The 22,123-nt window shown below is 73.1% G+C and carries 16 protein-coding genes; 9 read left to right on the top strand and 7 right to left on the bottom strand.

Going from position 1 to position 22,123, the window contains the following annotated elements; all coding sequences use genetic code 11:
- Positions 1-1,686, top strand: a complete 1,686-nt coding sequence (locus B079_RS0106605; RefSeq protein WP_018544988.1) for a thiamine pyrophosphate-binding protein — start codon at positions 1-3, stop codon at positions 1,684-1,686.
- 6 nt (positions 1,687-1,692) lie between these two features.
- Here B079_RS0106605 and B079_RS0106610 read toward each other — a convergent pair whose 3' ends face one another.
- Both B079_RS0106610 and B079_RS0106615 read right to left on the bottom strand, forming a co-directional pair.
- Positions 1,693-2,391: an alpha/beta fold hydrolase gene (locus B079_RS0106610; protein WP_018544989.1), complete on the bottom strand. Its 699-nt coding sequence runs from the start codon at positions 2,389-2,391 to the stop codon at positions 1,693-1,695.
- Between the two features lie 131 nt (positions 2,392-2,522).
- Positions 2,523-3,956: an MFS transporter gene (locus tag B079_RS0106615; RefSeq protein ID WP_018544990.1), complete on the bottom strand. Its 1,434-nt coding sequence runs from the start codon at positions 3,954-3,956 to the stop codon at positions 2,523-2,525.
- Between the two features lie 186 nt (positions 3,957-4,142).
- Between B079_RS0106615 and B079_RS0106620 the strand changes: the two genes are divergently transcribed.
- The 3 genes from B079_RS0106620 (at position 4,143) to B079_RS0106630 (ending at position 7,254) form a co-directional block, all read left to right on the top strand.
- The gene (locus tag B079_RS0106620; RefSeq protein ID WP_018544991.1) at positions 4,143-5,060 is read left to right on the top strand and encodes a helix-turn-helix transcriptional regulator; all 918 of its coding nucleotides are present in this window, start codon (positions 4,143-4,145) and stop codon (positions 5,058-5,060) included.
- Between the two features lie 96 nt (positions 5,061-5,156).
- Positions 5,157-6,074 (top strand): serine hydrolase, encoded by a 918-nt coding sequence (locus B079_RS0106625; protein ID WP_037801304.1) that lies wholly within the window; start codon positions 5,157-5,159, stop codon positions 6,072-6,074.
- A 115-nt stretch (positions 6,075-6,189) separates the two neighbouring features.
- Positions 6,190-7,254, top strand: a complete 1,065-nt coding sequence (locus B079_RS0106630; RefSeq protein ID WP_018544993.1) for an esterase-like activity of phytase family protein — start codon at positions 6,190-6,192, stop codon at positions 7,252-7,254.
- On the opposite strand, the gene B079_RS0106635 is transcribed toward B079_RS0106630, so the two are convergent.
- A complete protein-coding gene (locus B079_RS0106635; protein ID WP_158684948.1) occupies positions 7,244-7,534 on the bottom strand; it encodes a hypothetical protein in 291 nt (96 codons plus the stop codon). The two genes, B079_RS0106630 and B079_RS0106635, sit on opposite strands and share 11 nt — an antisense overlap.
- Before the next feature lie 191 nt (positions 7,535-7,725).
- Between B079_RS0106635 and B079_RS0106640 the strand changes: the two genes are divergently transcribed.
- The 5 genes from B079_RS0106640 to B079_RS0106660 all read left to right on the top strand — a co-directional run bounded on the left by B079_RS0106640 (position 7,726) and on the right by B079_RS0106660 (position 16,457).
- Positions 7,726-11,445: an ABC transporter ATP-binding protein gene (locus B079_RS0106640; RefSeq protein WP_026248420.1), complete on the top strand. Its 3,720-nt coding sequence runs from the start codon at positions 7,726-7,728 to the stop codon at positions 11,443-11,445.
- Between the two features lie 155 nt (positions 11,446-11,600).
- Positions 11,601-11,990: a hypothetical protein gene (locus tag B079_RS0106645; protein WP_018544996.1), complete on the top strand. Its 390-nt coding sequence runs from the start codon at positions 11,601-11,603 to the stop codon at positions 11,988-11,990.
- A gap of 145 nt (positions 11,991-12,135) precedes the next feature.
- Complete coding sequence (locus B079_RS0106650) at positions 12,136-13,557, top strand: S28 family serine protease (RefSeq protein WP_018544997.1); 1,422 nt, start codon at positions 12,136-12,138, stop codon at positions 13,555-13,557.
- Positions 13,558-13,879: 322 nt separating this feature from the next.
- Positions 13,880-15,718 carry a glycoside hydrolase family 3 protein gene (locus tag B079_RS0106655; RefSeq protein ID WP_018544998.1) on the top strand — a complete coding sequence of 613 codons (1,839 nt, stop codon included), beginning with the start codon at positions 13,880-13,882 and terminating at the stop codon, positions 15,716-15,718.
- A gap of 112 nt (positions 15,719-15,830) precedes the next feature.
- Entirely contained in the window at positions 15,831-16,457 is a 627-nt protein-coding gene (locus B079_RS0106660) for a hypothetical protein (protein ID WP_018544999.1), read from the top strand.
- Between the two features lie 17 nt (positions 16,458-16,474).
- On the opposite strand, the gene B079_RS0106665 is transcribed toward B079_RS0106660, so the two are convergent.
- From B079_RS0106665 to B079_RS0106680, 4 genes are read right to left on the bottom strand one after another with little or no spacing between them, the layout of a single operon-like run.
- Positions 16,475-17,377: a ribokinase gene (locus B079_RS0106665; RefSeq protein ID WP_018545000.1), complete on the bottom strand. Its 903-nt coding sequence runs from the start codon at positions 17,375-17,377 to the stop codon at positions 16,475-16,477.
- Positions 17,378-17,409: 32 nt separating this feature from the next.
- Positions 17,410-19,356, bottom strand: a complete 1,947-nt coding sequence (locus B079_RS0106670; protein ID WP_018545001.1) for a substrate-binding domain-containing protein — start codon at positions 19,354-19,356, stop codon at positions 17,410-17,412.
- The gene (locus B079_RS0106675; RefSeq protein WP_026248422.1) at positions 19,346-20,905 is read right to left on the bottom strand and encodes a sugar ABC transporter ATP-binding protein; all 1,560 of its coding nucleotides are present in this window, start codon (positions 20,903-20,905) and stop codon (positions 19,346-19,348) included. The genes B079_RS0106670 and B079_RS0106675 overlap by 11 nt, the downstream gene beginning before the upstream one ends.
- Complete coding sequence (locus tag B079_RS0106680; protein ID WP_018545003.1) at positions 20,902-21,966, bottom strand: LacI family DNA-binding transcriptional regulator; 1,065 nt, start codon at positions 21,964-21,966, stop codon at positions 20,902-20,904. Before B079_RS0106680 ends, B079_RS0106675 begins: the two co-directional genes overlap by 4 nt.
- Positions 21,967-22,123: the final 157 nt, after the last annotated feature.

Here is a 22,123-nt window from a genome sequence, read left to right on the forward strand (position 1 = left end):
GTGACTCACGACCACGACCTGGTGCTCCGCCCGACGCAGGCGCAGATCTCCGCCGCCCTGAACCCTCCTCCCGGGCGCAACGGCGGCGACCTGGTCGTGGAGACCCTGGCCGGGCTCGGCGCGACGACCGTCTTCGGGCTGCCCGGCCAGCACGCGCTCGGCATGTTCGACGCGCTGCGCCGCTCCTCGCTGCGCTACATCGGGCTGCGGGTGGAGAACAACGCGGGCTTCGCGGCGGACGCGTACGGCCGGATCACGGGGGAGGCGGCGCCGCTGCTGCTCTCCACGGGTCCGGGCGCGCTCACGTCCCTGGCCGCGCTCCAGGAGGCGGCGTCGGCGTCGGCGCCCGTCCTGGCGATCAGCAGCCAGATCCCGACGGCGGGGCTGGGCGGCGGCCGGCACGGGTATCTCCATGAACTCCCGGACCAGTCCGCCTCGTTCCGGGGCGTGGTGAAGTCGGTTCACACGGTGCGCTCGCAGTCGCAGATCCCGTCGGCCATCGCGGAGGCGTGGCGTTCCGCGCTGACCGCTCCGCACGGGCCGGTGTGGGTGGAGATCCCGCAGGACGTGCTCCTCGCGGAGACCTCGCTGCCCGTGGTGACGGCCCCGGACGCGACGCCGGAGGAGCTGGTCCCGCGCGTCGAACTCACGGCGGTGGCGGCGGACTTGCTGTCCCGTGCGGAGCGTCCCGCGATCATCGCGGGCGGGGGAGTCGTACGGTCGGACGCCTCGGGCAAGCTGCGTCAGCTCGCGGAGAAGCTGGACGCCCCCGTGGTGACGACCTTCGGAGGCAAGGGCGCCTTCCCCTGGGAGCACCCGCTGTCCCTCCAGTCCTGGCTGGAGGACCGGCACACGACGGACTTCCTGGAGGACGCGGACGTACTTCTGGTCGTCGGCTCGGGCCTCGGTGAACTCTCCTCGAACTACCACACGTTCAAGCCGCGCGGCCGGGTGATCCAGATCGAGGCGGACCTCGGCAAGCTGGAGTCCAACCACCCGGCGCTGGGCATCCACGCGGACGCCCGCCTCGCGCTCCAGGCGCTCCTGGAGACGGTGGAGGAGCGGACGGACGCGTCGGCGGCGGACCGGGTGCGGGAACTTCTCGCGAAGGTCACGGCACGCATCGCCGCCCAGGAACTCACCCTGGAACAGGACGTGTTGGCCTCGGTACGGAAGGCGCTGCCTCCCGGCTCCCCGTCCTTCTGGGACATGACGATCCTCGCCTACTGGGCCTGGTCCGCCTTCGACCCCCGCGGCGCCAACACCATGCACTCCGCCCAGGGCGCCGGCGGCCTCGGCTACGGCTTCCCGGCGGCCCTCGGCGCGGCGGCGGCGGACCCCACCCGCCCGGTCCTGGCGGTCTCCGGCGACGGCGGCGCCCTGTACTCCATCGCGGAGCTGGCGACGGCCCGCCAGTACGACCTCCCCGTCACCTGGCTCATCGTGGACGACGGCGGCTACGGCATCCTCCGCGAATACATGACAGACGCCTTCGGCGAACCGACGGCGACGGAACTGACCCGCCCGGACTACGTGGCGCTGGCGGAGTCCTTCGGGGTACCGGGCACCCTGACCTCTCCGGAGACCCTGGAGGCGGACCTGTCCAAGGCGCTGGCGACTCCGGGGCCTTCGGTGGTGGTGCTTCCGGCGGTGCTGCGGATGTTCGCGCCGACGCATCTGGACTGACGGCCGTCACTCCCCGGCCGCGTCGAGCAGCACCCGTGCCAGCTCGCGCGGCCGGGAGAACATCGGCCAGTGCCCGGTGTCCATCCGGACGAGGCGCCAGTGCCCGGCGGCCACCAACTCGGCCACGTCGTCGTCGGGTTCGTCCCCGGCGGGTCCGCACAGGACATAGGTCGCCTTCAGGGTGCCGAGCGGGCGGGTGAGTACGGCGGGCTCGGTCAGCGTGGGGCCCGGGTGGGGCGTGGAGTTGCTGACGATCCGCGCGATCTGTTCCTCGGTGAGCCCGTGTCCGTCGTAGTGGGAGGCGGGGGCGACGGGCCAGAAGCCGTTGTTCTGAGCGACGGCCTGTTTCAGCGCCACCCCGCCGTCGGGCCATTGCGAGGCGAACGACTCTCCGTCGACCGGAACACTGGAGTCGACGAACACCACCCGCGCCAGCCGCTCCCCGATCCGCTCCGCGGCCTGGCCCACCGGGACACCGGCGTAGCTGTGCCCCACCAGGACGACTTCGCGCAGATCGTGCCGCTCGACTTCGTCGACGATGTCCTGAACGTGGGTCCGCTGCCCGGCCGTTACGCCCCGCCGGTCGGCGAGACCGGAGAGCGTCAACGAGTGAACGCCGTGACCGGCTTCCCGCAGGAGCGGTACGACGCCGTCCCAGGCCCATGAGCCGAGACGGGCGCCGGGGACGAGTACGAAGGCGGTCATGGGGGCAGGGTAGCGGCCGGGGAGTTTCTGCGGGTGGGGCGCGGGGAACGGCGCGACCAGCCACAGCGGACCCGCACGCGCCCCCAACCTGCACCCCCACGGCGATATCTCTCGAAAACACCCTGCGCGACTCATCTCACCTGGGCGGAAAGCACCCTTGTCCGCAGGAACACCGCGCTGGTGAGGACCCCCAAGAGCACGAGCCCCGCGTTCACCGCGATCGCTGTCTTCAGGCCGGTCAGTACCGCGAGGGCGCCCGTGCCGGTCATCGCGCCGGTGGCGATCGCGCTCATCACCGGGGTGCCCATGGTGATGCCGATCTGCTGGGTCATGGTCGCGAGGCCGGTCGCCAGGCCCTGTTCGCCGTCGGCCAGACCCGACGTGGCGGTCACCATGAAGCCGACGATGACGAGCATGTTCCCGATCCCGCCCGCGAACGTGGCGACGAGCAGCGGTCCCAGGGACGCGTGCCCCGTGCCGAGACCGAGCAGCGCGGCCGTGAACACCGCCTGGACCACCCCGCCGACGATCAGCGTCCGCCTGCTGCCGATCCGCCCGATGATCCTCGGCGCGAGGGCGCCGCCCGTGACCGTACCCACCCCCAGCACCCCGAAGGACAGCCCGGCCGCCAGCGGGGAGAAGCCGAGCACCTTCTGGAGATACAGGGTCAGCAGGAAGACGAGGGAGGTCTCGGTGAGGAACGCGACGAGACCGGCCAGATTTCCCCAGGCGACGGTGCGCCTGCCGAGGACGTGGAGCGGTACGAGGGGCTGGGCCACCCGGCGTTCCACCGCGCCGAAGAGGACCAGCAGCGCCACTCCCGCCCCGAGGGCGCCCAGCGTGTACGGCGAACCCCACCCGCGCTCGCCCGCCTGCGTGAGCCCGAGTACGACGGCCAGCAGACCGAGGGTGACCGTGAGGGCGCCGGGGAGGTCCAGCGTGGCGCGGTGGCCGCTGGTCCGGGACTCGGCGATGACCGCGGGCGCGACCAGCAGGACCGCGAGGGCGACGGGCACATTGACGAAGAACGCCCAGCGCCAGGACAGCAGGTCGGTGAGGACCCCGCCGAGGATCGCGCCGGTGGTGAACCCCGCCGACATCAGCGCCCCGTTGAGCCCGAGCGCCTTCTCCCGCAGCGGGCCTTCCGGGAACGAGGTCGTCAGCAGCGACAGCCCCGCCGGAGTCACGGCCGTGGTGGCCAGCCCTTGCAGCACACGGGCCGCGAGCAGCACCTCGGGGCTGGTGGCGAGACCGCCCGCGAGGGAGGCGACGGCGAGTACGGCGAGGCCGCCGAGGAACAGCCGACGGCGCCCGAAGAGGTCGGCCACCCGGCCGAAGAGCAGGGTGAAGCCCGCCGCGCAGAGGGCGAACGCGGTCCCGATCCACTGGAGTTGACCGAGCCGGAAGCCAAGGCCCCGGCCGATCACCGGAAGCGCGACGTTCAGGATCGAGAAGTCCACGGCGAGCATGAACTGGGCGGCGAGCAGGAGGACGAGGACGAGACGGAGGCGGGGGGTGAGGGCGGTGACGGCTGCGGTCGGGGGCGGGGTTCCGGTGAGCGGCATGGCGGGGATTCCCTTCGACGGGTCGGGGCTCGGCTCGGCGAAGCCAGGCTCGCCAGCGGGAAAGGGGGCAGCCAGCACCCCGGTCCGGGCAGTCACCGGGAGGGTGGTCATGACGTGACCACCCTCGGCGGGCGCCCCGCGCGCCCACGGCGGCCATCATGGAAACCCCGACCCGTGGAGGCAGCGATGGACGCCCCGTCCGACCTGGGCGACTTCCTCAAGTCCCGCCGCGCCGCCCTGCGTCCGGAGGAGGCGGGCCTCACCCCGCTCCCGACCCGCCGCCGGGTGACGGGGCTGCGCCGCGAGGAACTGGCCATGCTCTCCGGCGTCAGCGTCACCCACTACACCCGCCTGGAACAGGGCCGCGCGGCCGGTGCCTCCGACTCCGTCCTGAACGCGATCGCCCGCACGCTACGCCTCACCGAGGACGAGACGGCCCACCTGAAGGCACTGGCCCACCCGGTGCGTTCCGCTACGACCCCGCCCCGCCCGGAGCAGGCGAGCGCATCGGTACGCCAACTCCTCGCGTCGATGCGGGAGATACCGGCCCTGGCCCTGGACCGCCGGAACGACGTCCTGGCCTGGAACCCCCTGGGCCACGCCCTCCTGGCCGCACACCTCCCCGCGAACGCCCCCGACGCCTCCGCCACCCGCCCCAACCTCACCCGCATGCTCTTCCTGGACCCCGCCTACCGCGCCCTGTACCGCGACCGGCCCTCCGAGGCCGTCCTGGCGGTGGCCTCCCTGCGCCAGCAAACGGCCCGCCACCCCGACGACCCCGCCCTGACGGCCCTGGTGGGCCACCTCACCATCCACTCCTCCGACTTCACGCCCCTCTGGAACCGCCACCCGGTCCGCACGTGCACGTCGGGCATGAAACGCCTGCGCCACCCGCCGGCAGGCGACATGGACCTCGCCTTCGAAACCCTGACGTTCCCGGCCTCCTCGGGCCAACGCCTGATCACGTACACGGCCGAGGCGGGCTCGGACTCGGCGCGCGCCCTCCGGTCGCTCCTCGAAGAAACACTCCCGTCGGCCCACCCACCCGAAGACCCCAGTTCGACGCCCCGGTTCGCCATCGGAAGCAACCTCAAGCACCGGTAAAGAACCCGTCAGGGTCGGGCAACTTGTGGGAAGAAGTCGCTCGAACCGGGACACGGTCCGTGCAACTTTCGTGTGGTTCCGTTAGTCAACTGAGGCATGAAAACCCGGACTCCACGTCGTACCGGAGCGGTCGCCGCCGCGCTCGGTGTCGCGTTGCTCATACCGGCCGTGGCCGCCACACCGGCGTCCGCGGCCTCGGCCGTCAGCTGTACGTCGTCCAAGGCGGGGCTGGCGGACAAGCTGGAGAAGGACATCACGGCGGCGCTGGCGAAGCGGAAGAGCAGTGTCGCGCTCGGGGTGTACGACCGCTCGACCGGCACCACCTGCACGCTGCGGGCGACCAGCGCGTACGACTCGGCCAGCACCGTCAAGGTCACCGTGCTCGCCACGCTGCTCTGGGACGCCAAGAAGCACGACCGGTATCTGACGAACACCGAGACCACGCTCGCCAAGGCGATGATCACGCAGTCGGACAACACCGCCACCAGCAAGCTGTGGAAGCAGCTCGGCGTGACGAAGGTCAAGGGCTTCCTGGCCGCCGCCAAGATGACCAGGACGACGCCGGGCGCGAACGGTTACTGGGGGCTGACCCAGATCAACGTCACCGACGAGCAGAAGCTGCTCAAGCTCGTCACCGCCAAGAACAGTGTGCTGAGCGACAGTTCGCGGGCGTACATCCTCAAGCTCATGGGCCAGGTCGTCTCCTCCCAGCGCTGGGGCACCCCGGCAGGCGCCCCCGCCACGGTCGCCGTGCACGTCAAGAACGGCTGGCTCCAGCGCGCGACCCACGGCTGGCGCGTCCACAGCCTCGGCACCTTCGACGGCGCCGGTCACGACTACATGCTCAGCGTGCTGACGCAGGACAACAGCACGATGGACTACGGCGTCACCACCATCCAGAACGTCTCCAAGGTCATCCACAAGGACCTGGTCCCGACGGCGGCCAAGTCCGCCGTCTACGTCCCGACCAGCACCCCGCGCGAGGCCTTCGTGGCCACCCCGCCGCAGGGCTGACACCCCCTCCGCACGGGCCCGGCCCCTCCGTCCACCGGAGGAGCCGGGCCCGCGCGCGGGGGCCAACGGCCGTACCGCCGTGCGCCCTTGGGCCCCGCCCCCTACCGTGACCCCCATGACCGCGCGCAAGAGAACCCGCCCCGTCCTCTCCGCAACCCTCGCCGCCGCCTTCTGCCTCGCGGCACCGGGGGCAGCGCACGCCGACTCCCCGCAGGAGCGCGCCAACTCCCCGCAGACACACGCCTGTTCCCCCGCCGTCACGCTCGACCGTTTCTCCGACGCGCTCGACAAGACGACGTACGACGGCAGTTACGTCGGCAACCTCTCCGCCCTCGCCGTGGACCGCGACGGATCGCTCGCCGCGCTGTCGGACCGGTCCACGCTGTTCCGGCTGGACGCACACAGCCTGCGGCCGACCGGAGCGATCGGTCTCGCCGACGAGAGCGGCCAGGAGCTGGACTCCGAGGGCCTGGTCGTGGACCGGGACGGCACCCGGCTGGTCACCTCCGAGACCGAGCCGTCCGTACGGCGGTACTCGCGCACCGGGAAGCTCCTGGAGCGGCTGCCCGTCCCCGAAGACCTGCGCGTCGCCCCCGCCGGACGCGCCACCGCCAATCAGACCTTCGAGGGGCTGACCCTGCTGCCCGGCGGCCACACCCTGCTCGCGTCGATGGAGTACGCGCTCGCCGGGGACGACCCCGGCACCGTCCGCTTCCAGACGTGGACGCGGGGGCACGGCGGGTTCCGGCTCGCCGCGCAGTACGCGTACCGCACCGACGACCCGAGCCTCGGCGTGCCCGAGGTACAGGCCACCCCCGACGGCCGCCTGCTCGTCCTGGAGCGCGGCTTCACGGCGGGCGTCGGCAACACCGTCCGGCTCTCTCTCGCCGACCCGCGCCACGCCACCGACACCGCACGCGTCGGGCACCTCACCGGACAGCCCGGCGTACGTCTCCTGCGCAAGACCCCGCTCGCCGACATCGCCGACTGCCCGAGCCTCGGCGCGACCGCCCGCCAGCCCCAGCCCAACCCGCTGCTCGACAACATCGAGGGCATGACCGTCACCGGGCGGGACGCGAAGGGCCGCCTGAAGGTGCTCCTGGTGAGTGACGACAACCAGAACCCGGCGCAGACGACCCGCCTCTTCTCCTTGCGGGTGCGCACGGCACCTACTCGCTGAGACTCCCGTCCGGATTCCAGTCCGACGGGATCTCCGAGGACAGCCCGAGCGCGCGGGCGCGGTCCATGATGTGGCGGCGGATCGTGTCGTGCGGATCGCGGCGCCCCCGGCCGACCGCGTGGATCGCCCGGCGCAGGTCCTCCGCGCCGTGCAGGTCCGCCGGGCGGACGGGATAGCTGCCGTCCGGCAGCGCCCAGCCCTCGGCGGCGCTGTGCCGCCGGGCCGCCGCGTCCAGGTCGGCGGCGTCCGGCGTGTCGATGTTGCCCGTGTCGTTGCCCATGTGCGCCTCCATCACCGAGTCCCTGCGACGCGACGCATTCCAGCACAGATACGGACACCCCGCCCGGCGGCCGTCACCCGCCAGGCGGCGCCTCCGTACCGGACCGGGCGGCACCCCCGTACGGAATACCCCCCTTCCACCCCGCGTTTGTGCCTCACGGAAGATCAGGCCGACCGACGGAGGACACCCGCGTGGGACCGCAACGGGGATGGGCACGACGACTGGCGGGATACGCCTGGCGGTATCCGAAGGACGTCGTCCTCGCCCTCGGCTCCTCGCTCGCCGGAATGGCCGTCATGGCGGTCGTCCCGCTGATCACGAAGGTGATCATCGACGACGTGATCGGCGGCCACACCCGCTCGATGGCCCCCTGGGCGGGCGCCCTGATCGGCGCCGCACTGCTGGTGTACGCGCTCACCTACGTCCGCCGCTACTACGGCGGCCGGGTCGCCCTGGACGTCCAGCACGACCTGCGGACCGCGATGTACCGCACGATCACCCGGCTCGACGGCCGCCGTCAGGACGAGCTGTCCACCGGGCAGGTCGTCGGCCGGGCCACCAGCGACCTCCAGCTGATCCAGGGCCTGCTGTTCATGCTCCCGATGACCATCGGGAACGTGCTGCTGTTCCTGATCTCGCTCGGGATCATGGCCTGGCTGTCGCTGCCGCTCACCCTGGTCGCGCTCGCGGTCGGTCCCGCGCTCGGCTGGATCGCCCGGCGCAGCCGCAGCAGGCTGCACCCGGCCACCTGGTACGCGCAGGCGCAGGCCGCCGCCGTCGCCGGAGTGGTGGACGGCGCGGTCAGCGGCGTCCGCGTGGTGAAGGGGTTCGGGCAGGAGGAGCAGGAGACCGGGAAGCTGCGCGAGGTCGGCCGCAGGCTGTTCGCGGCGCGGCTGCGGACCATCCGGCTGAACAGCAAGTACACCCCCGCCCTCCAGGCCGTCCCCGCGCTCGGCCAGGTCGCCATGCTGGCCCTCGGCGGCTGGCTCGCGGTGGGCGGGCACATCACGCTCGGCACCTTCGTCGCCTTCTCCACCTACCTCGCCCAGCTGGTCGGCCCGGTGCGGATGCTCGCCGTGGTGCTCACCGTCGGCCAGCAGGCCCGCGCGGGCACCGAGCGCGTCCTGGAGCTGATCGACACCGAGCCGACCATGAAGGACGGCACCAAGACCCTCCCGGCCGACGCGCCCGCCTCCGTCGAGTTCGACGACGTGTCCTTCGGCTACGACGCCGACCGGCCCGTCCTCAAGGGGCTCAGCTTCGAGATCCGGCCGGGCGAGACGCTGGCCGTCGTCGGCGCCTCGGGCTCCGGCAAGTCCACCCTCTCGATGCTGCTGCCCCGCTTCTACGACGTGGGCCGGGGCGCCGTCCTGGTCGGCGGCCACGACGTGCGCGAGCTGACGCTCGACTCGCTGCGCGCCGCCATCGGCCTGGTCCCGGAGGACTCCTTCCTGTTCTCCGCCTCGGTCCGCGAGAACATCGCCTACGGCCGCCCCGACGCCACGCAGGAGGAGATCGAGGCCGCCGCCCGCGCCGCCCAGGCCCACGGCTTCATCAGCGAGCTGCCCGAGGGCTACGACACCAAGGTCGGCGAGCACGGCCTCACCCTCTCCGGCGGCCAGCGCCAGCGCGTCGCCCTCGCCCGCGCCCTGCTCACCGACCCGCGCCTGCTGGTCCTGGACGACGCGACCAGCGCCGTCGACGCCCGCGTGGAGCACGAGATCCACGAGGCGCTGCACCAGGTGATGCAGGGCCGTACGACCCTGCTCATCGCGCACCGCCGCTCCACCCTGAACCTGGCCGACCGCATCGCGGTCCTGGAAGGCGGCCGCCTCGCGGACATCGGCACCGACGCCGAGCTGCAGAAGCGCTCCCCGCTCTACCGCAGGCTGCTCACCGACCCCGACGAGCTGGGCGGCGTCTCCCCGGGCCACGCCCGCCCGGCCGAGCCGCGCGAGGACACCACCGTCCGCGAGGAGCTGGACGCCGAGTTCGACGCCGAGCGCGGTCTCACCCCGAGGCTGTGGACCGGCGACCGCGCACCCCGCGACCGGGCGCTGGCGGGCACCCCGGCCACCCCGGAACTCCTCGCCAAGGTCGAGGCGCTGCCCCCGGCCACCGACACCCCCGGCGTGGACGAGGCCCGCGCGGTCCGCCCCGAGGACTCCTACGGGCTGCGCCGTCTGCTGCACGGCTTCGGGCGCCCCCTGCTGATCAGCCTGCTGCTCGTCGCCGTGGACGCGGGCGCGGGCCTGCTGCTCCCGGTCCTGATCCGGCACGGCATCGACCAGGGCGTCACCCGCGCGGCCCTCGGCGCGGTCTGGGCGGCCTCGCTGCTGGGCCTGCTCACGGTGCTGGTGCAGTGGGTCGCGCAGTACGGCGAGACCCGGATGACCGGCCGTACCGGCGAGCGGGTGCTGTACGCGCTGCGGCTGAAGATCTTCACCCAGCTCCAGCGGCTCGGCCTGGACTACTACGAGCGCGAGCTGACCGGCCGCATCATGACCCGGATGACCACCGACGTGGACGCGCTGTCCACGTTCCTCCAGACGGGTCTGGTCACCGCGTTCGTCTCGGTCGTCACCTTCTTCGGGATCATGGGCGCGCTGCTGGTGCTCGACCTCCGTCTCGCGCTGGTCGTCTTCGCCACGCTGCCCCCGCTGATCGTGGCCACCTTCTTCTTCCGCCGGGCCAGTGTGAAGGCGTACGAGCTGGCCCGTGAGCGGGTCTCGGTCGTCAACGCCGACCTCCAGGAGTCGGTGGCCGGGCTGCGGATCGTGCAGGCGTTCCGGCGCGAGGGCGACGGCGGGCGCCGGTTCGCCGCGCGCAGCGACAGCTACCGGCAGGCCCGCATCCGGGGCCAGTGGCTGATCTCCGTCTACTTCCCGTTCGTCCAGCTGCTGTCCTCGGTCGCGGCGGCGGCCGTGCTGATCTCGGGCGCCGGACGAGTGGAGGCGGCCACGCTGACCACGGGCGCGCTGGTCGCCTATCTGCTCTACATCGACCTGTTCTTCGCGCCTGTCCAGCAGCTCTCCCAGGTCTTCGACGGCTACCAGCAGGCCACCGTCTCCCTCGGCCGCATCCAGGAGCTGCTGCGCGAGCCCGCCTCCACCGGCTCGGCCGCCGAGCCCCTGGAGGTGCTTTCGCTGCGCGGGGACATCGCCTTCGAGGACGTGTCGTTCGCGTACGGCGACGAGGAGGAGGCGCTGACCGGCGTCGACCTGACCGTCCCGGCCGGGCAGACGGTCGCCTTCGTCGGCGAGACCGGCGCGGGCAAGTCCACGCTGGTCAAGCTGGTCGCGCGGTTCTACGACCCGACCGCGGGCCGGGTCACCGTCGACGGCACGGATCTGCGCGCCCTGGACCTCACCTCGTACCGGCACCGGCTCGGGGTCGTGCCGCAGGAGGCGTACCTCTTCCCCGGCACGGTCCGTGACGCCATCGCCTACGGCCGTCCCGACGCCACCGACGCCGAGGTGGAGGCGGCGGCGCGGGCGGTCGGCGCGCACGAGATGATCGCCACGCTGGAGGGCGGCTATCTGCACGAGGTCGCCGAGCGCGGCCGGAACCTCTCGGCGGGCCAGCGCCAGCTGATCGCGCTCGCCCGCGCCGAGCTGGTCGACCCCGACGTCCTGCTGCTCGACGAGGCCACCGCCGCCCTGGACCTGGCCACCGAGGCCCAGGTCAACCAGGCCACCGACCGCCTCGCGGGCCGCCGTACGACCCTGGTGGTCGCCCACCGGCTGACCACGGCCGCCCGCGCCGACCGCGTGGTCGTGATGGACCACGGCCGGGTCGCGGAGGACGGCACCCACGACGAACTCCTCGCCCTGGACGGCCGCTACGCCCGGCTGTGGCGGACCTTCGTGGGGGAGTCGGAGCCGGAGGAGCCGGTGGGGGTGACCGGCTGAGCCGAGAGCGCGCCGCGCGGGACGGGACGCGCGCCGGGGCGCCCGCGCCCCGCGCGTTTCGCTGACGGTCGTGCAACCGTCCGGCACACCCCGTGCGTCCGTACACCAGTACGTACATCGACGGCGTATGCCCAGGACACGGGGGAGGCACGGGAGTGGGCGGGGACGCGATACGCCGGCTGACGGCGGTCGGCGCGGCCGTGCTGACGGTGCTCGGGGTGCTCGTCCTCGCCGCGCCCGGCGCCGGGGCCGCCCCGCGCCAGGACTGCCCCGGGCGCCAGGTGCGCGCCCTGCCGTTCCGCACCGGGGTCGTCCGGCTCTACAAGCGCGAGGGCTACGTCTGCGCGCTCACCCTCGCCAAGGTCCCCGGCACCCCGCGCGTGATGTCGGTCAGCGTGCAGGCGCGCGGCAACCGGCCGGTGACCGACCAGGGCCGCTACCGCCATCACGCGGGCCCGGTCACCGTGCACGCCGGACACCGCTGCGTGCGGGTGCGCGGCGCGGTGGGGCGCGGCTCGGTCAGCTCGGGCTGGATCCTGTGCTGACCGGCCGCCGGATTCTGTGCCGGTCGGCCGCCAGGTGCCGGGCCTGCGGCCCACATTGATCGCCTGACACGCCCAACATCCTCTGATGTCACAGCAGTTGCTCGGATACCTTCCGGCGCACATGTGTCTCACAGGGGAGAGTCGAATGCGCAAGGCCCTCAGATGGCTGCTGGCGCTCACGGTGCTGCTCGGCACCCTGAGCGCGGCAGGCACCGCAGGGGCGGCCACCGCCGCACCCGCCGACATCAAGGACCGGCTCCTCGCCATACCCGGCGTGAGTCTGATCGAGGAGAAGCCCTACACCGGCTACCGCTTCTTCGTCCTGAACTTCACCCAGCCCGTGGACCACCGGCACCCGGACCGCGGCACCTTCCAGCAGCGCATCACCGTGCTGCACAAGGACACCAGCCGCCCGACCGTCTTCTACACCGGCGGCTACAACGTCTCCACCACGCCGTCGCGCCGCGAGCCCACCCAGATCGTGGACGGCAACCAAGTCTCGCTGGAATACCGCTACTTCACCCCGTCCCGCCCGGCCCCGGCCGACTGGTCCAAGCTCGACATCTGGCAGGCGGCCAGCGACCAGCACCGCGTCTACCAGGCCCTCAAGCGCATCTACTCGGCCAACTGGCTGGCCACCGGCGGCTCCAAGGGCGGCATGACCGCCACCTACTACGAGCGCTTCTACCCGCGCGACATGGACGGCGTGGTCGCCTACGTCGCCCCCAACGACGTGGTGAACGACGAGGACTCGGCCTACGACCGCTTCTTCGCCACCGTCGGCACCAAGGAGTGCCGCGACCGGCTGAACGCCGTCCAGCGCGAGGCCCTGGTACGCCGCGAGGCGCTGGAGAAGCGGTACGCGCGGTTCGCGGCCGACGGCGGCTACACCTTCACCACCGTCGGCTCCCTGGACAAGGCGTACGAGGCCGTCGTCCTGGACTACGTCTGGGGCTTCTGGCAGTACAGCGGCCCGGACTGCGACGACATCCCGGCCGACGCCGCGCACGCGAGCGACGACGCGATCTGGGACTCGGTGGACACCATCTCCGGCTTCTCCGCCTACACCGACCAGGGCCTGGAGCAGTACACGCCGTACTACTACCAGGCGGGCACCCAGCTCGGCTCGCCCACCATCCACTTCCCGCACATCGAGCGCCGTCTGATCCGCTACGGCTACCAGCCGCCGCGCACCTTCGTGCCGCGCTCCATCCCGATGCGCTTCCAGCCCGGCGCCATGCGGGACGTGGACACCTGGGTCCGCCACCACGCCCGGCACATGCTGTTCGTCTACGGCCAGAACGACCCGTGGGGCGCCGAGCGCTTCCGTCCCGGCGCGGGCGCCCGTGACTCCTACGTGTTCACCGCGCCCGGCATGAACCACGGGGCCAACGTGGCCGGTCTGACCGAGGGGCAGCGCACCCTGGCCACCGCCCGGATCCTCGCCTGGGCCGGGGTCGCCTCCCCGGCCGTCCAGGACGACCCGGCCGCCGCGAAGCCGCTGGCCCGCTTCGACGCGCGGCTCGACGTACGCGACGTGGAGCGCGAGCCCGCGCTGCGGCCGTAAGGTCCCACGACGGGCAGGGCGCCGGCCGGGAGGGAACCGGTCGGCGCCCTCACGCGTCCAAGCCCCGGACGCCGGACGAGTCGTGGTGCGGTGTCGGCCGGGTCCGCAGACCAGGCACCGACACCACCCTCCCAAGCCGCACCGCGACCGGCGTCACCGCCACCGGCGCGCCCCCCTCCCATGCGCCGGTGGCGGCCCCGTTCCCGGGCCCCGCTCGCCCCGGTGACCCGCCCTGTGCGGTCCCTTGACGGAAAGAAACTTCCCGGATATTGGTGATTCCTCGGAAGTTTCCTTCAGCCGATCTCCTCCGGAAGGGGCGCACGTGCCCGACACCCGCACGGCAAGCACGGGAAACACCGCACGGCCGTCCAGACGCGCCGTCCTCGCCGCCACCGCCGCCCTCACCGCGACGCTCGCCGCACCCGCCCCGGCCGCCCACGCCGCCGCCACGCCGGACGACAAGACGCTCCGCGCGCTGATCGCCGCCATGACGCTGGAGGAGAAGGTCGGCCAGCTCTTCGTGATGCGGGTCTACGGCCACTCCGCCACCAACCCCGACCAGGCCGACATCGACGCCAACCGCCAGGAGCTGGGCGTCGCCACCGCGGCCGAGCTGATCGCCAAGTACCGCGTCGGCGGCATCATCTACTTCACCTGGGCGCACAACACCCGCGACCCGAAGCAGATCGCGGACCTGTCCAACGGCATCCAGAAGGCGTCCCTCGGCCTCAAACGCGGGCTGCCGGTGCTCATCGCCACCGACCAGGAGCACGGCGCGGTGTGCCGGGTGGGCAAGCCCGCCACGCTCTTCCCGGGCGCCATGGCCGTCGCCGCCGGACGGTCCTATTACGACGCCCTCGCCCTCGGCCGCCTCTCCGGCACCGAACTGCGCGCGATGGGCATCAACCAGGACTACTCGCCCGACGCGGACGTGAACATCAACCCGGCCAACCCCGTCATCGGGGTCCGGTCCTTCGGCGCCGACCCGGCCCTCGCGGGGCTCATGGTCTCCGCCGAGGTGAAGGGCTATCAGGCGGCCCGTGTCGCGGCGACCGCCAAGCACTTCCCCGGGCACGGCGACACCGCGACCGACAGCCACACCGGCTTCCCGGTCATCACCCACACCCGCGACCAGTGGGAGAAGCTGGACGCGGTGCCCTTCCGGGCCGCGATCTCCGCGCACATCGACTCGATCATGACCGCGCACATCCAGTTCCCCGCCCTGGACCCCTCCGGCGACCCGGCCACCCTCTCCCACCCGATCGTCACCGGCATCCTGCGCGGCGACCTCGGCTACGACGGCGTGGTCATCACCGACTCCCTCGGCATGGAGGGCGTGCGCACCAAGTACGGCGACGACCGGGTGCCGGTGCTCGCCCTGAAGGCGGGCGTGGACCAGCTGCTCAACCCGCCCTCCATCGACGTGGCCTGGAAGGCCGTACGGGACGCGGTGCGCGGCGGCGAGCTGACCGAGGCCCGCCTCGACGAATCGGTTCTGCGCATCCTGCGGATGAAGGCCCGCCTCGGCCTCTTCGGCCACGCCTACACCACCCACGCCCGGGTGACCTCCGCCGTGGGCACCGCGTCCCATCGGGCCACGGCCGACCGCATCGCCGAGCGCACCACCACCCTGCTGGTCAACGAGGGCAAGGTGCTCCCGCTCGACCGCCGCCGCACCCCGCGCGTCCTGGTGGTCGGCGCCGACCCGGCCTCCCCGTCCGGCACCGACGGACCGCCCACCGGCGTCATGGCCGCCGCGCTGAAGGAACTCGGCTTCACCACCACCGTCCTCGCCACCGGCACCGCCCCCTCCTCCGCGACCGTCACCCAGGCGGTGACGGCGGCCGGGAAGGCGGACGCGGTGGTCGTGCTGACGTACAACCTCACGGCGACCGACCCCCAGCGCACCCTGGTCGAGAAGCTGCTCGCCACCCAGCGCCCGGTGGTCGCGGTGGCGGTCCGCAACCCGTACGACGTGGCTCGGCTGCCCGGCGTCAAGGCGTATCTGACCTCCTACGGCTGGACCGACGTCGAGGTGCGCGCCGCCGCCCGGGTCGTCGCGGGCAAGGTCGCCCCGCGCGGCAAGCTCCCGGTGCCGGTGCAGCGGGCGGACGACCCGGCGCAGGTGCTGTACCCGATCGGCCACGGGCTGACGTACTAGACATACGTCACGCACCGGGCAGGGCACCCCCGAAGGGCGGAAAGCACCCCTGTCGACTGGCGCGGGCCCCGCGCGGCGCGTCAGGCTGGGCGGGGTCTTCGGGGGGAGTGCGATGCGCGGGAACGGTGCCGTGGGCACGGCGGCACGGCTGCCGTCCGCGTTACTGCTGGCGCTGGCGGGGCTGTTGGGCGTGACGGGCTGCCAGAGCGTGGCCCCCTCGGCCGGGGTGCGCCCCTCCTCGGCCCCGCCCGCGCACGACGGCACGTTCCTGGCCAAGGGCGAGTGCAGCTCCTTCGGGCCGACCAGCTACACCGAGGTGCCGTGTTCGGGGGAGCGGGCCGCCGCCCGGGTCGTCGCCCGCCACGACGGCCCGGTCACCGAAGGGCCGCCCTGCCCTCCGGCCACCGACTTCGTCCTGCACATCGGCGGCGGCGAGCCCGCCACCGGCCGCACCACCGCCCCCGCCGTCCCGCGCGGCTACGCCTGCATGCGCAACCTCCAGCCCCCGCACCCCGGCGACCCGGGCCAGGGCGGCGGCCCCCGCACCGTCCCCGGCGACTGCGTGTACGACTCGGGCGGTGGCCAGGTCCGCGAGACCGCCTGCGACGGCTCCGGCCCGCACAAGCCGGGCTACAAGGTCACCGAGACCGCTCCGGACCGCCGCGCCTGCCCGCCGTCCACCTCCCTGTACGTCCAGGTGGGCGGCCCCGACCCGGTGGGCTGCGCCCGGCGGCTGTGACGCGGCCGGGCCGTGGCTCAGCCGGGCAGCGCCGCCACTTCGTCCGCCGTCGGGTACGACTCCTGCGCACCCCGGCGGGTCACGGCCACCGCCCCTACCCGGGCCGCGTAGGCAGCCGCCTCCGCCAACGGCGAGCCGGTGCCAAGGCGCCACGCCAGCGCGGCCGTGAACGCGTCACCGGCGCCCGTGGTGTCGACCGCGCCCACCCGCACCGGCGGCACGAGCCGGACGCCCGAGCCGTCGCACACCAGCGCCCCCTCGGCGCCCAGGGTCACCACCACCGAGCGGGGGCCGAGGGCGAGCAGGGCGCGGGCCTGCGCCGCGGGGTCCTCGGGGGCGTCGTCCAGCAGGACGCGCGCCTCGTGCTCGTTGACCACCAGCGGGTCGCAGGCGGCCAGGACCTCGGGGGACAGCGGGCGCGGCGGAGACGGGTTGAGGACGAAGCGGGTGCCCTCCGGCAGCCGCCGCACCACCTCCGTCACCGTCTCCGGCGGGATCTCCAGCTGCGCCGACACCACCCGCGCCGAGCGCAGCAGCGGCTCGGCGGAGCGCACGTCCCCGGGGGTGAGGCGGGCGTTGGCGCCGGGGGAGACGACGATGCTGTTGTCGCCGGAGGGGTCGACGGTGATGAGGGCGACGCCGGTCGGGGCGCCCCCGGTCAGGACGCCCGCCGTGGCGACCCCGGCCGAGCCCAGGGAGTCCAGGAGCAGGCGGCCGTGGCCGTCGTCGCCGACCCGCGCGAGCAGCGCCGTACGGGCCCCGAGGCGGGCGGCGGCGACGGCCTGGTTGGCGCCCTTGCCGCCCGGGTGGACGGCGAGGTCACCGCCGAGGACGGTCTCCCCGGCACCGGGGCGCCGCTCGACCGCCACCACGAGGTCGGCGTTGGCCGAGCCCACGACCAGCAGGTCGTAGTCGTACATGAACAGGACTCCCTGAGCAGTGAGTTGGGGCGTCAGCCGGTGAAACCGGCCATGTTCTCACGGGTGACCACCTTCACCGGCACCTTCACGGTCGGCGCGGTCGTGCCGCCGTGGGCCGCCTTGAGGGCGTTGTCCACCGCGATCCGGCCCAGTTGGCTGGGCTGCTGCGCGACCGAGGCGTACAGCGTGCCGTTCTTGACGGCCTTCAGGCCGTCCGGGGTGCCGTCGAAGCCGACGACCTGGACGGACGTGCCCGCCTTGGCGCCGAGCGCCTTGACCGCGCCGAGGGCCATCTCGTCGTTGGCCGCGATGACACCCTGCACGTCGGGGTGCGCCTGGAGCAGGTTCGACATGACGTCCAGACCCTTGGCCCGGTCGAAGTCGGCGGGCTGCTGGGCCAGCGCCTTGATGCCGGGGTACTCCTTCAGCCCCTGGGCGAAGCCCTGGGCGCGCTCACGGGCGGCGGAGGTGCCCGGCTGGCCCTGGAGGACGACGATCTTCCCCTTGCCGCCCAGCTTCTCGGCGAGGGACTTCGCCGCCAGCTCACCACCGGCCACGTTGTCGGAGGCGACCAGCGCGGCCACCGGCGCCTTGTTGACGCCCCGGTCCACGGCGATCACCGGGATCTTCGCCCGGTCGGCGGCCTTGACCGAGTTGGCCGCGGCGTCCGAGTCCACCGGGTTGACGATGATCGCGTCGTAGCCCGAACCCGTGAAGTTCTGCAGCTGGTTGGCCTGCTGGGAGGCGTCGTTCTGGGCGTCCGTGACGGTCAGGTCGATGCCCCGCTCGCGCGCCTCGGCCTGGGCGCCCGAGCGGATCTGCACGAAGAACGGGTTGTTCAGGGTGGACAGGGACAGGCCCATGCGGGGGTTCGTGGCGGCCTTCGAGCTGTCGTGCAGGAACGAGGTCGCGCCGACGATCGCCACGGTCACCACGGCCGCGAGCGCGTACGTCGCCGCCTGCTTGCCCCTGGGACCGCCCGCGCCGGGCACCGCCGCCGTACCCGCCTTGCGGCGCACCGCGTCGAGCAGCACCGCGAGCGCGATGACGACACCGATGACGACCTGCTGCCAGAAGGCGGACACGTTCAGCAGGTTGAGGCCGTTGCGCAGCACCGCGAGGATCAGCGCGCCGACGAAGGTGCCGGACGCCTTGCCGGTGCCGCCCGCCAGCGAGGCCCCGCCGATGACGACGGCCGCGATGGCGTCCAGCTCGTAGCCGTCGGCGGCCTGCGGCTGCGCGGAGCCGAGGCGGGCGGCGAGCACGATGCCCGCGACGGCCGCGAAGACGCCGGAGAGCGCGTAGACGGCCAGCTTCTGCCGCTTGACCCGCAGGCCCGACAGACGCGCGGCCTCCTCGTTGCCGCCGATCGCGTACATCGACCGGCCGATGTAGGTCCGCCCGAGGATCAGCGCCGCGAGCAGCCCCATGACCACCATGACCAGTACCGGCACGGGCAGCCGGCCGCCCAGGTTGTCCCCGAGGTGGGAGACCGAGTCCGGGAACGGGATGGGCACACCGCCGGAGATGACCAGCGACAGACCGCGCGCCACCGACAGCATGGCGAGCGTCGCGATGAACGGCGGCAGCTTGCCGTAGGCGATCAGGAAGCCGTTGACCAGACCGGCCGCCACACCCGTGCCGAGTCCGAGGACGACCGCGAGCGCGACCGGTATCCCGGACTGCGTGGCGCTCCAGGCCAGCACGGTCGAGGTGAGCGCGGCCACCGAGCCGACCGACAGGTCGATGCCCGCCGAGACGATCACGAAGGTCACACCGAAGGCGAGGATCGCCGTCACGGCGGCCTGGACGCCGATGTTGAGCAGGTTGTCCGTCGTCAGGAAGTCGCCGGACAGCGCGGACAGGGCGACGACCAGGACGATCAGCGCGGTCAGCGCGCCGTTGTCGAGCAGCAGGCGGCGCAGGCCGCCCGGGGCGCCCTTCGCGCCCGTCGTGCTCTTGAGCGTGTCAGTTGCCACGGGGGGCCTCCGTTCCGGGAGTGGGAGTGGGGATGCCGGTATCGGTACCGGTGGGGGTGGTGCTCGTGCTCACGGCGAGGGACATCACCGCGTCCTGCGTCGCCTCGGCGGCGGCCAGTTCGCCCGCGATCCGGCCCTGCGCCATCACCAGCACCCGGTCGCTCATGCCGAGCACCTCGGGCAGATCGCTGGAGATCATCAGGACGGCGGCACCGGCGGCCGTGAGTTCGTTGATCAGCTGGTAGATCTCGACCTTGGCGCCGACATCGATCCCGCGCGTCGGCTCGTCGAGGATGAGGACCTTGGTGTCGGCCAGCAGCCACTTGCCGATGACGACCTTCTGCTGGTTGCCGCCGGAGAGCGTGCGCACCGGCTGGCCGAGCCCGGCCATGCGCACCCCGAGCTGCCCGGCGATCCGCCCGGCCGCCGCGTGCTGGCCCCTGCGGTCCACCAGACCGGCCCGGGTCGCGGACCGCAGCGTGACCAGGCCCAGGTTCTCCGCCACGGAGGCGTCGAGCACCAGCCCCTGGCCCTTGCGGTCCTCGGGCACGAGCCCGATCCCGGCCGCCATGGCCGCGTTCACGTCGCCCCGGCGCAGCGCGGCGCCCGAGACCCGCACGGCCCCGGCGTCGTACGGGTCCGCGCCGAACACCGCCCGCACCACCTCGGTACGGCCCGCGCCGACCAGCCCCGCGATGCCGACGACCTCACCGGCGCGCACCTCGAAGCTCACGTCGTGGAAGACGCCGTCCCGGGTCAGCCCCTCGACGGAGAGCAACGCCTCGCCCCGCGCGGGCCGTTCGCGCGGATACTGCTGCTCGATGGAGCGGCCCACCATGAGCCGGACGAGTTCGTCCTCGGGCGTGGACGCCGGGACCTGCCCGACGCTGCGGCCGTCCCGCAGCACGGTCACCCGGTCGCCCAGGGCGGCGATCTCCTCCAGGTGGTGGGTGATGAACACGATCCCGACGCCCTCCGCGCGCAGCCCGCGCACCAGAGTGAACAGCCGCTCGACCTCCTCCGAGGTGAGCACGGCGGTCGGCTCGTCCATGATCAGCACCCGGGCGTCCAGGCTGAGCGCCTTGGCGATCTCCACCATCTGCAGCCGGGCGATGCCGAGTTCGCGCACCCGCGTGCGGGGCGAGACCTGGACGCCGACCCGCGCGAGCAGTTCCTCGGCGTCGGCCTCCATCCGCCTGCGGTCGACGAGCCCGAGGCGGCGCGGCTGCCGTCCGAGGAAGATGTTCTCGGCGACGGTCAGCTCGGGCACCAGGTTGAACTCCTGGTAGATCGTGGCGATCCCGAGCCGCTCGGCGTCCTGCGCGCTCTGCACGCGGACCTCCTCGCCGCCGACCAGGATCCGTCCGCCGTCCGGGGTGTGCGCCCCGGACAGGGTCTTGATGAGGGTGCTCTTGCCCGCGCCGTTCTCCCCGAGCAGCACATGGACCTCGCCCCGGCGCAGCGCGAAGTCGACGCCGTCCAGCGCGATCACGCCGGGAAAGGACTTGCGTATCCCTTCGACGCGCAGCAGTTCTTCGGGGTCGCTCACGGTGTGCTCCTTCGCACGGGGGTGGGGGACGCGGGGGCGGGGATGCCGGAGGTACGGCTCGTGGGGGCGGGGGCCGCGCCGCACGAGCGGCGGACGACCAGCCGGGCGGGCAGGGTCACGGAGGCGGCGGGCCGCCCCTCGATGCGGTCCGCCAGGGCCCGTACGGCGGCCCGGCCCAGCTCGCCGGTGGGCTGGGCGATCGCGGTGACCGGCGGATCGGTGTGCACGAACCAGGGGATGTCGTCGAACGCGGCCAGCGCGATGTCGTCCGGCACCCGCAGCCCGCGCGCGCGGATCGCGTCGAGCGCGCCGAGCGCCATCAGGTTGTCGGCCGCGAAGACCGCGTCGGGCGGCTCGGGCAGATCGAGGAAGCCCTCGGTGACCCGCCGCCCGCTCGCGGCCTGGAAGTCGCCCTGCCCGATACGGGTGTCCGGCAGCGGAAGGCCGTACGCGGCCAGGGCCTCGCGGAACGCCGTCACGCGCTCGCTGCCGGTCGTGGTGCTGCCCGGGCCCGCGATGATGGCGAGCCTGCGGTGGCCGAGCGCGTACAGATGCGCGACCAGGTCCCGCACGGCCGCGCGGCCGTCGGCCCGGACGACCGGCACGTCCACCCCCGGGATCCAGCGGTCCACGAACACGGTGGGGACGCCCGCGCCCACCGCGTCCAGCATCGGCGCCGAGGCGCCGTCGGCGGGGGAGAGGAGCAGCCCGTCGATCCGGCGGTCCAGCAGGGTCCGTACGTGGTGGTCCTGGAGGTCGGGCCGCTCGTCCGCGTTGCCGATGATCACGCTGTAGCCGAGGGCGCGGGCCTCCTCCTCCACCGAGCGGGCCAGCTCGGTGAAGTACGGGTTCAGCACGTCGCTGATGACCAGGCCGAGCGTGTGGGTCTGGGCGGTGCGCAGCGAACGGGCCACGCCGTGGGGCCGGTAGCCCAGCGCGGCAACGGCGCTCAGCACGCGGGTGCGCGCGTCCTCGCTCACCGACGGGTGCGCGTTCAGGACGCGCGAGACCGTGGCGGCCGAGACGCCCGCTGTGGCGGCGACGTCCTTGATGCTCGCCATCGACGGCTCCACCTCCTTGTGGAATCGTTTTCAACGACGTGTTCCGGAGGATTGGAATCGATTACACGGCGGTTCGACAACCCCCTCCGGGCAGGCCGAAATCGGATTGTGATGAAGCGTGCTCAGATGAGCGAGTCCGAGCGGCGTCCGGTGCGTG

It is taken from the genome of Streptomyces sp. LaPpAH-108, from assembly GCF_000373625.1.
Classification (GTDB): domain Bacteria; phylum Actinomycetota; class Actinomycetes; order Streptomycetales; family Streptomycetaceae; genus Streptomyces.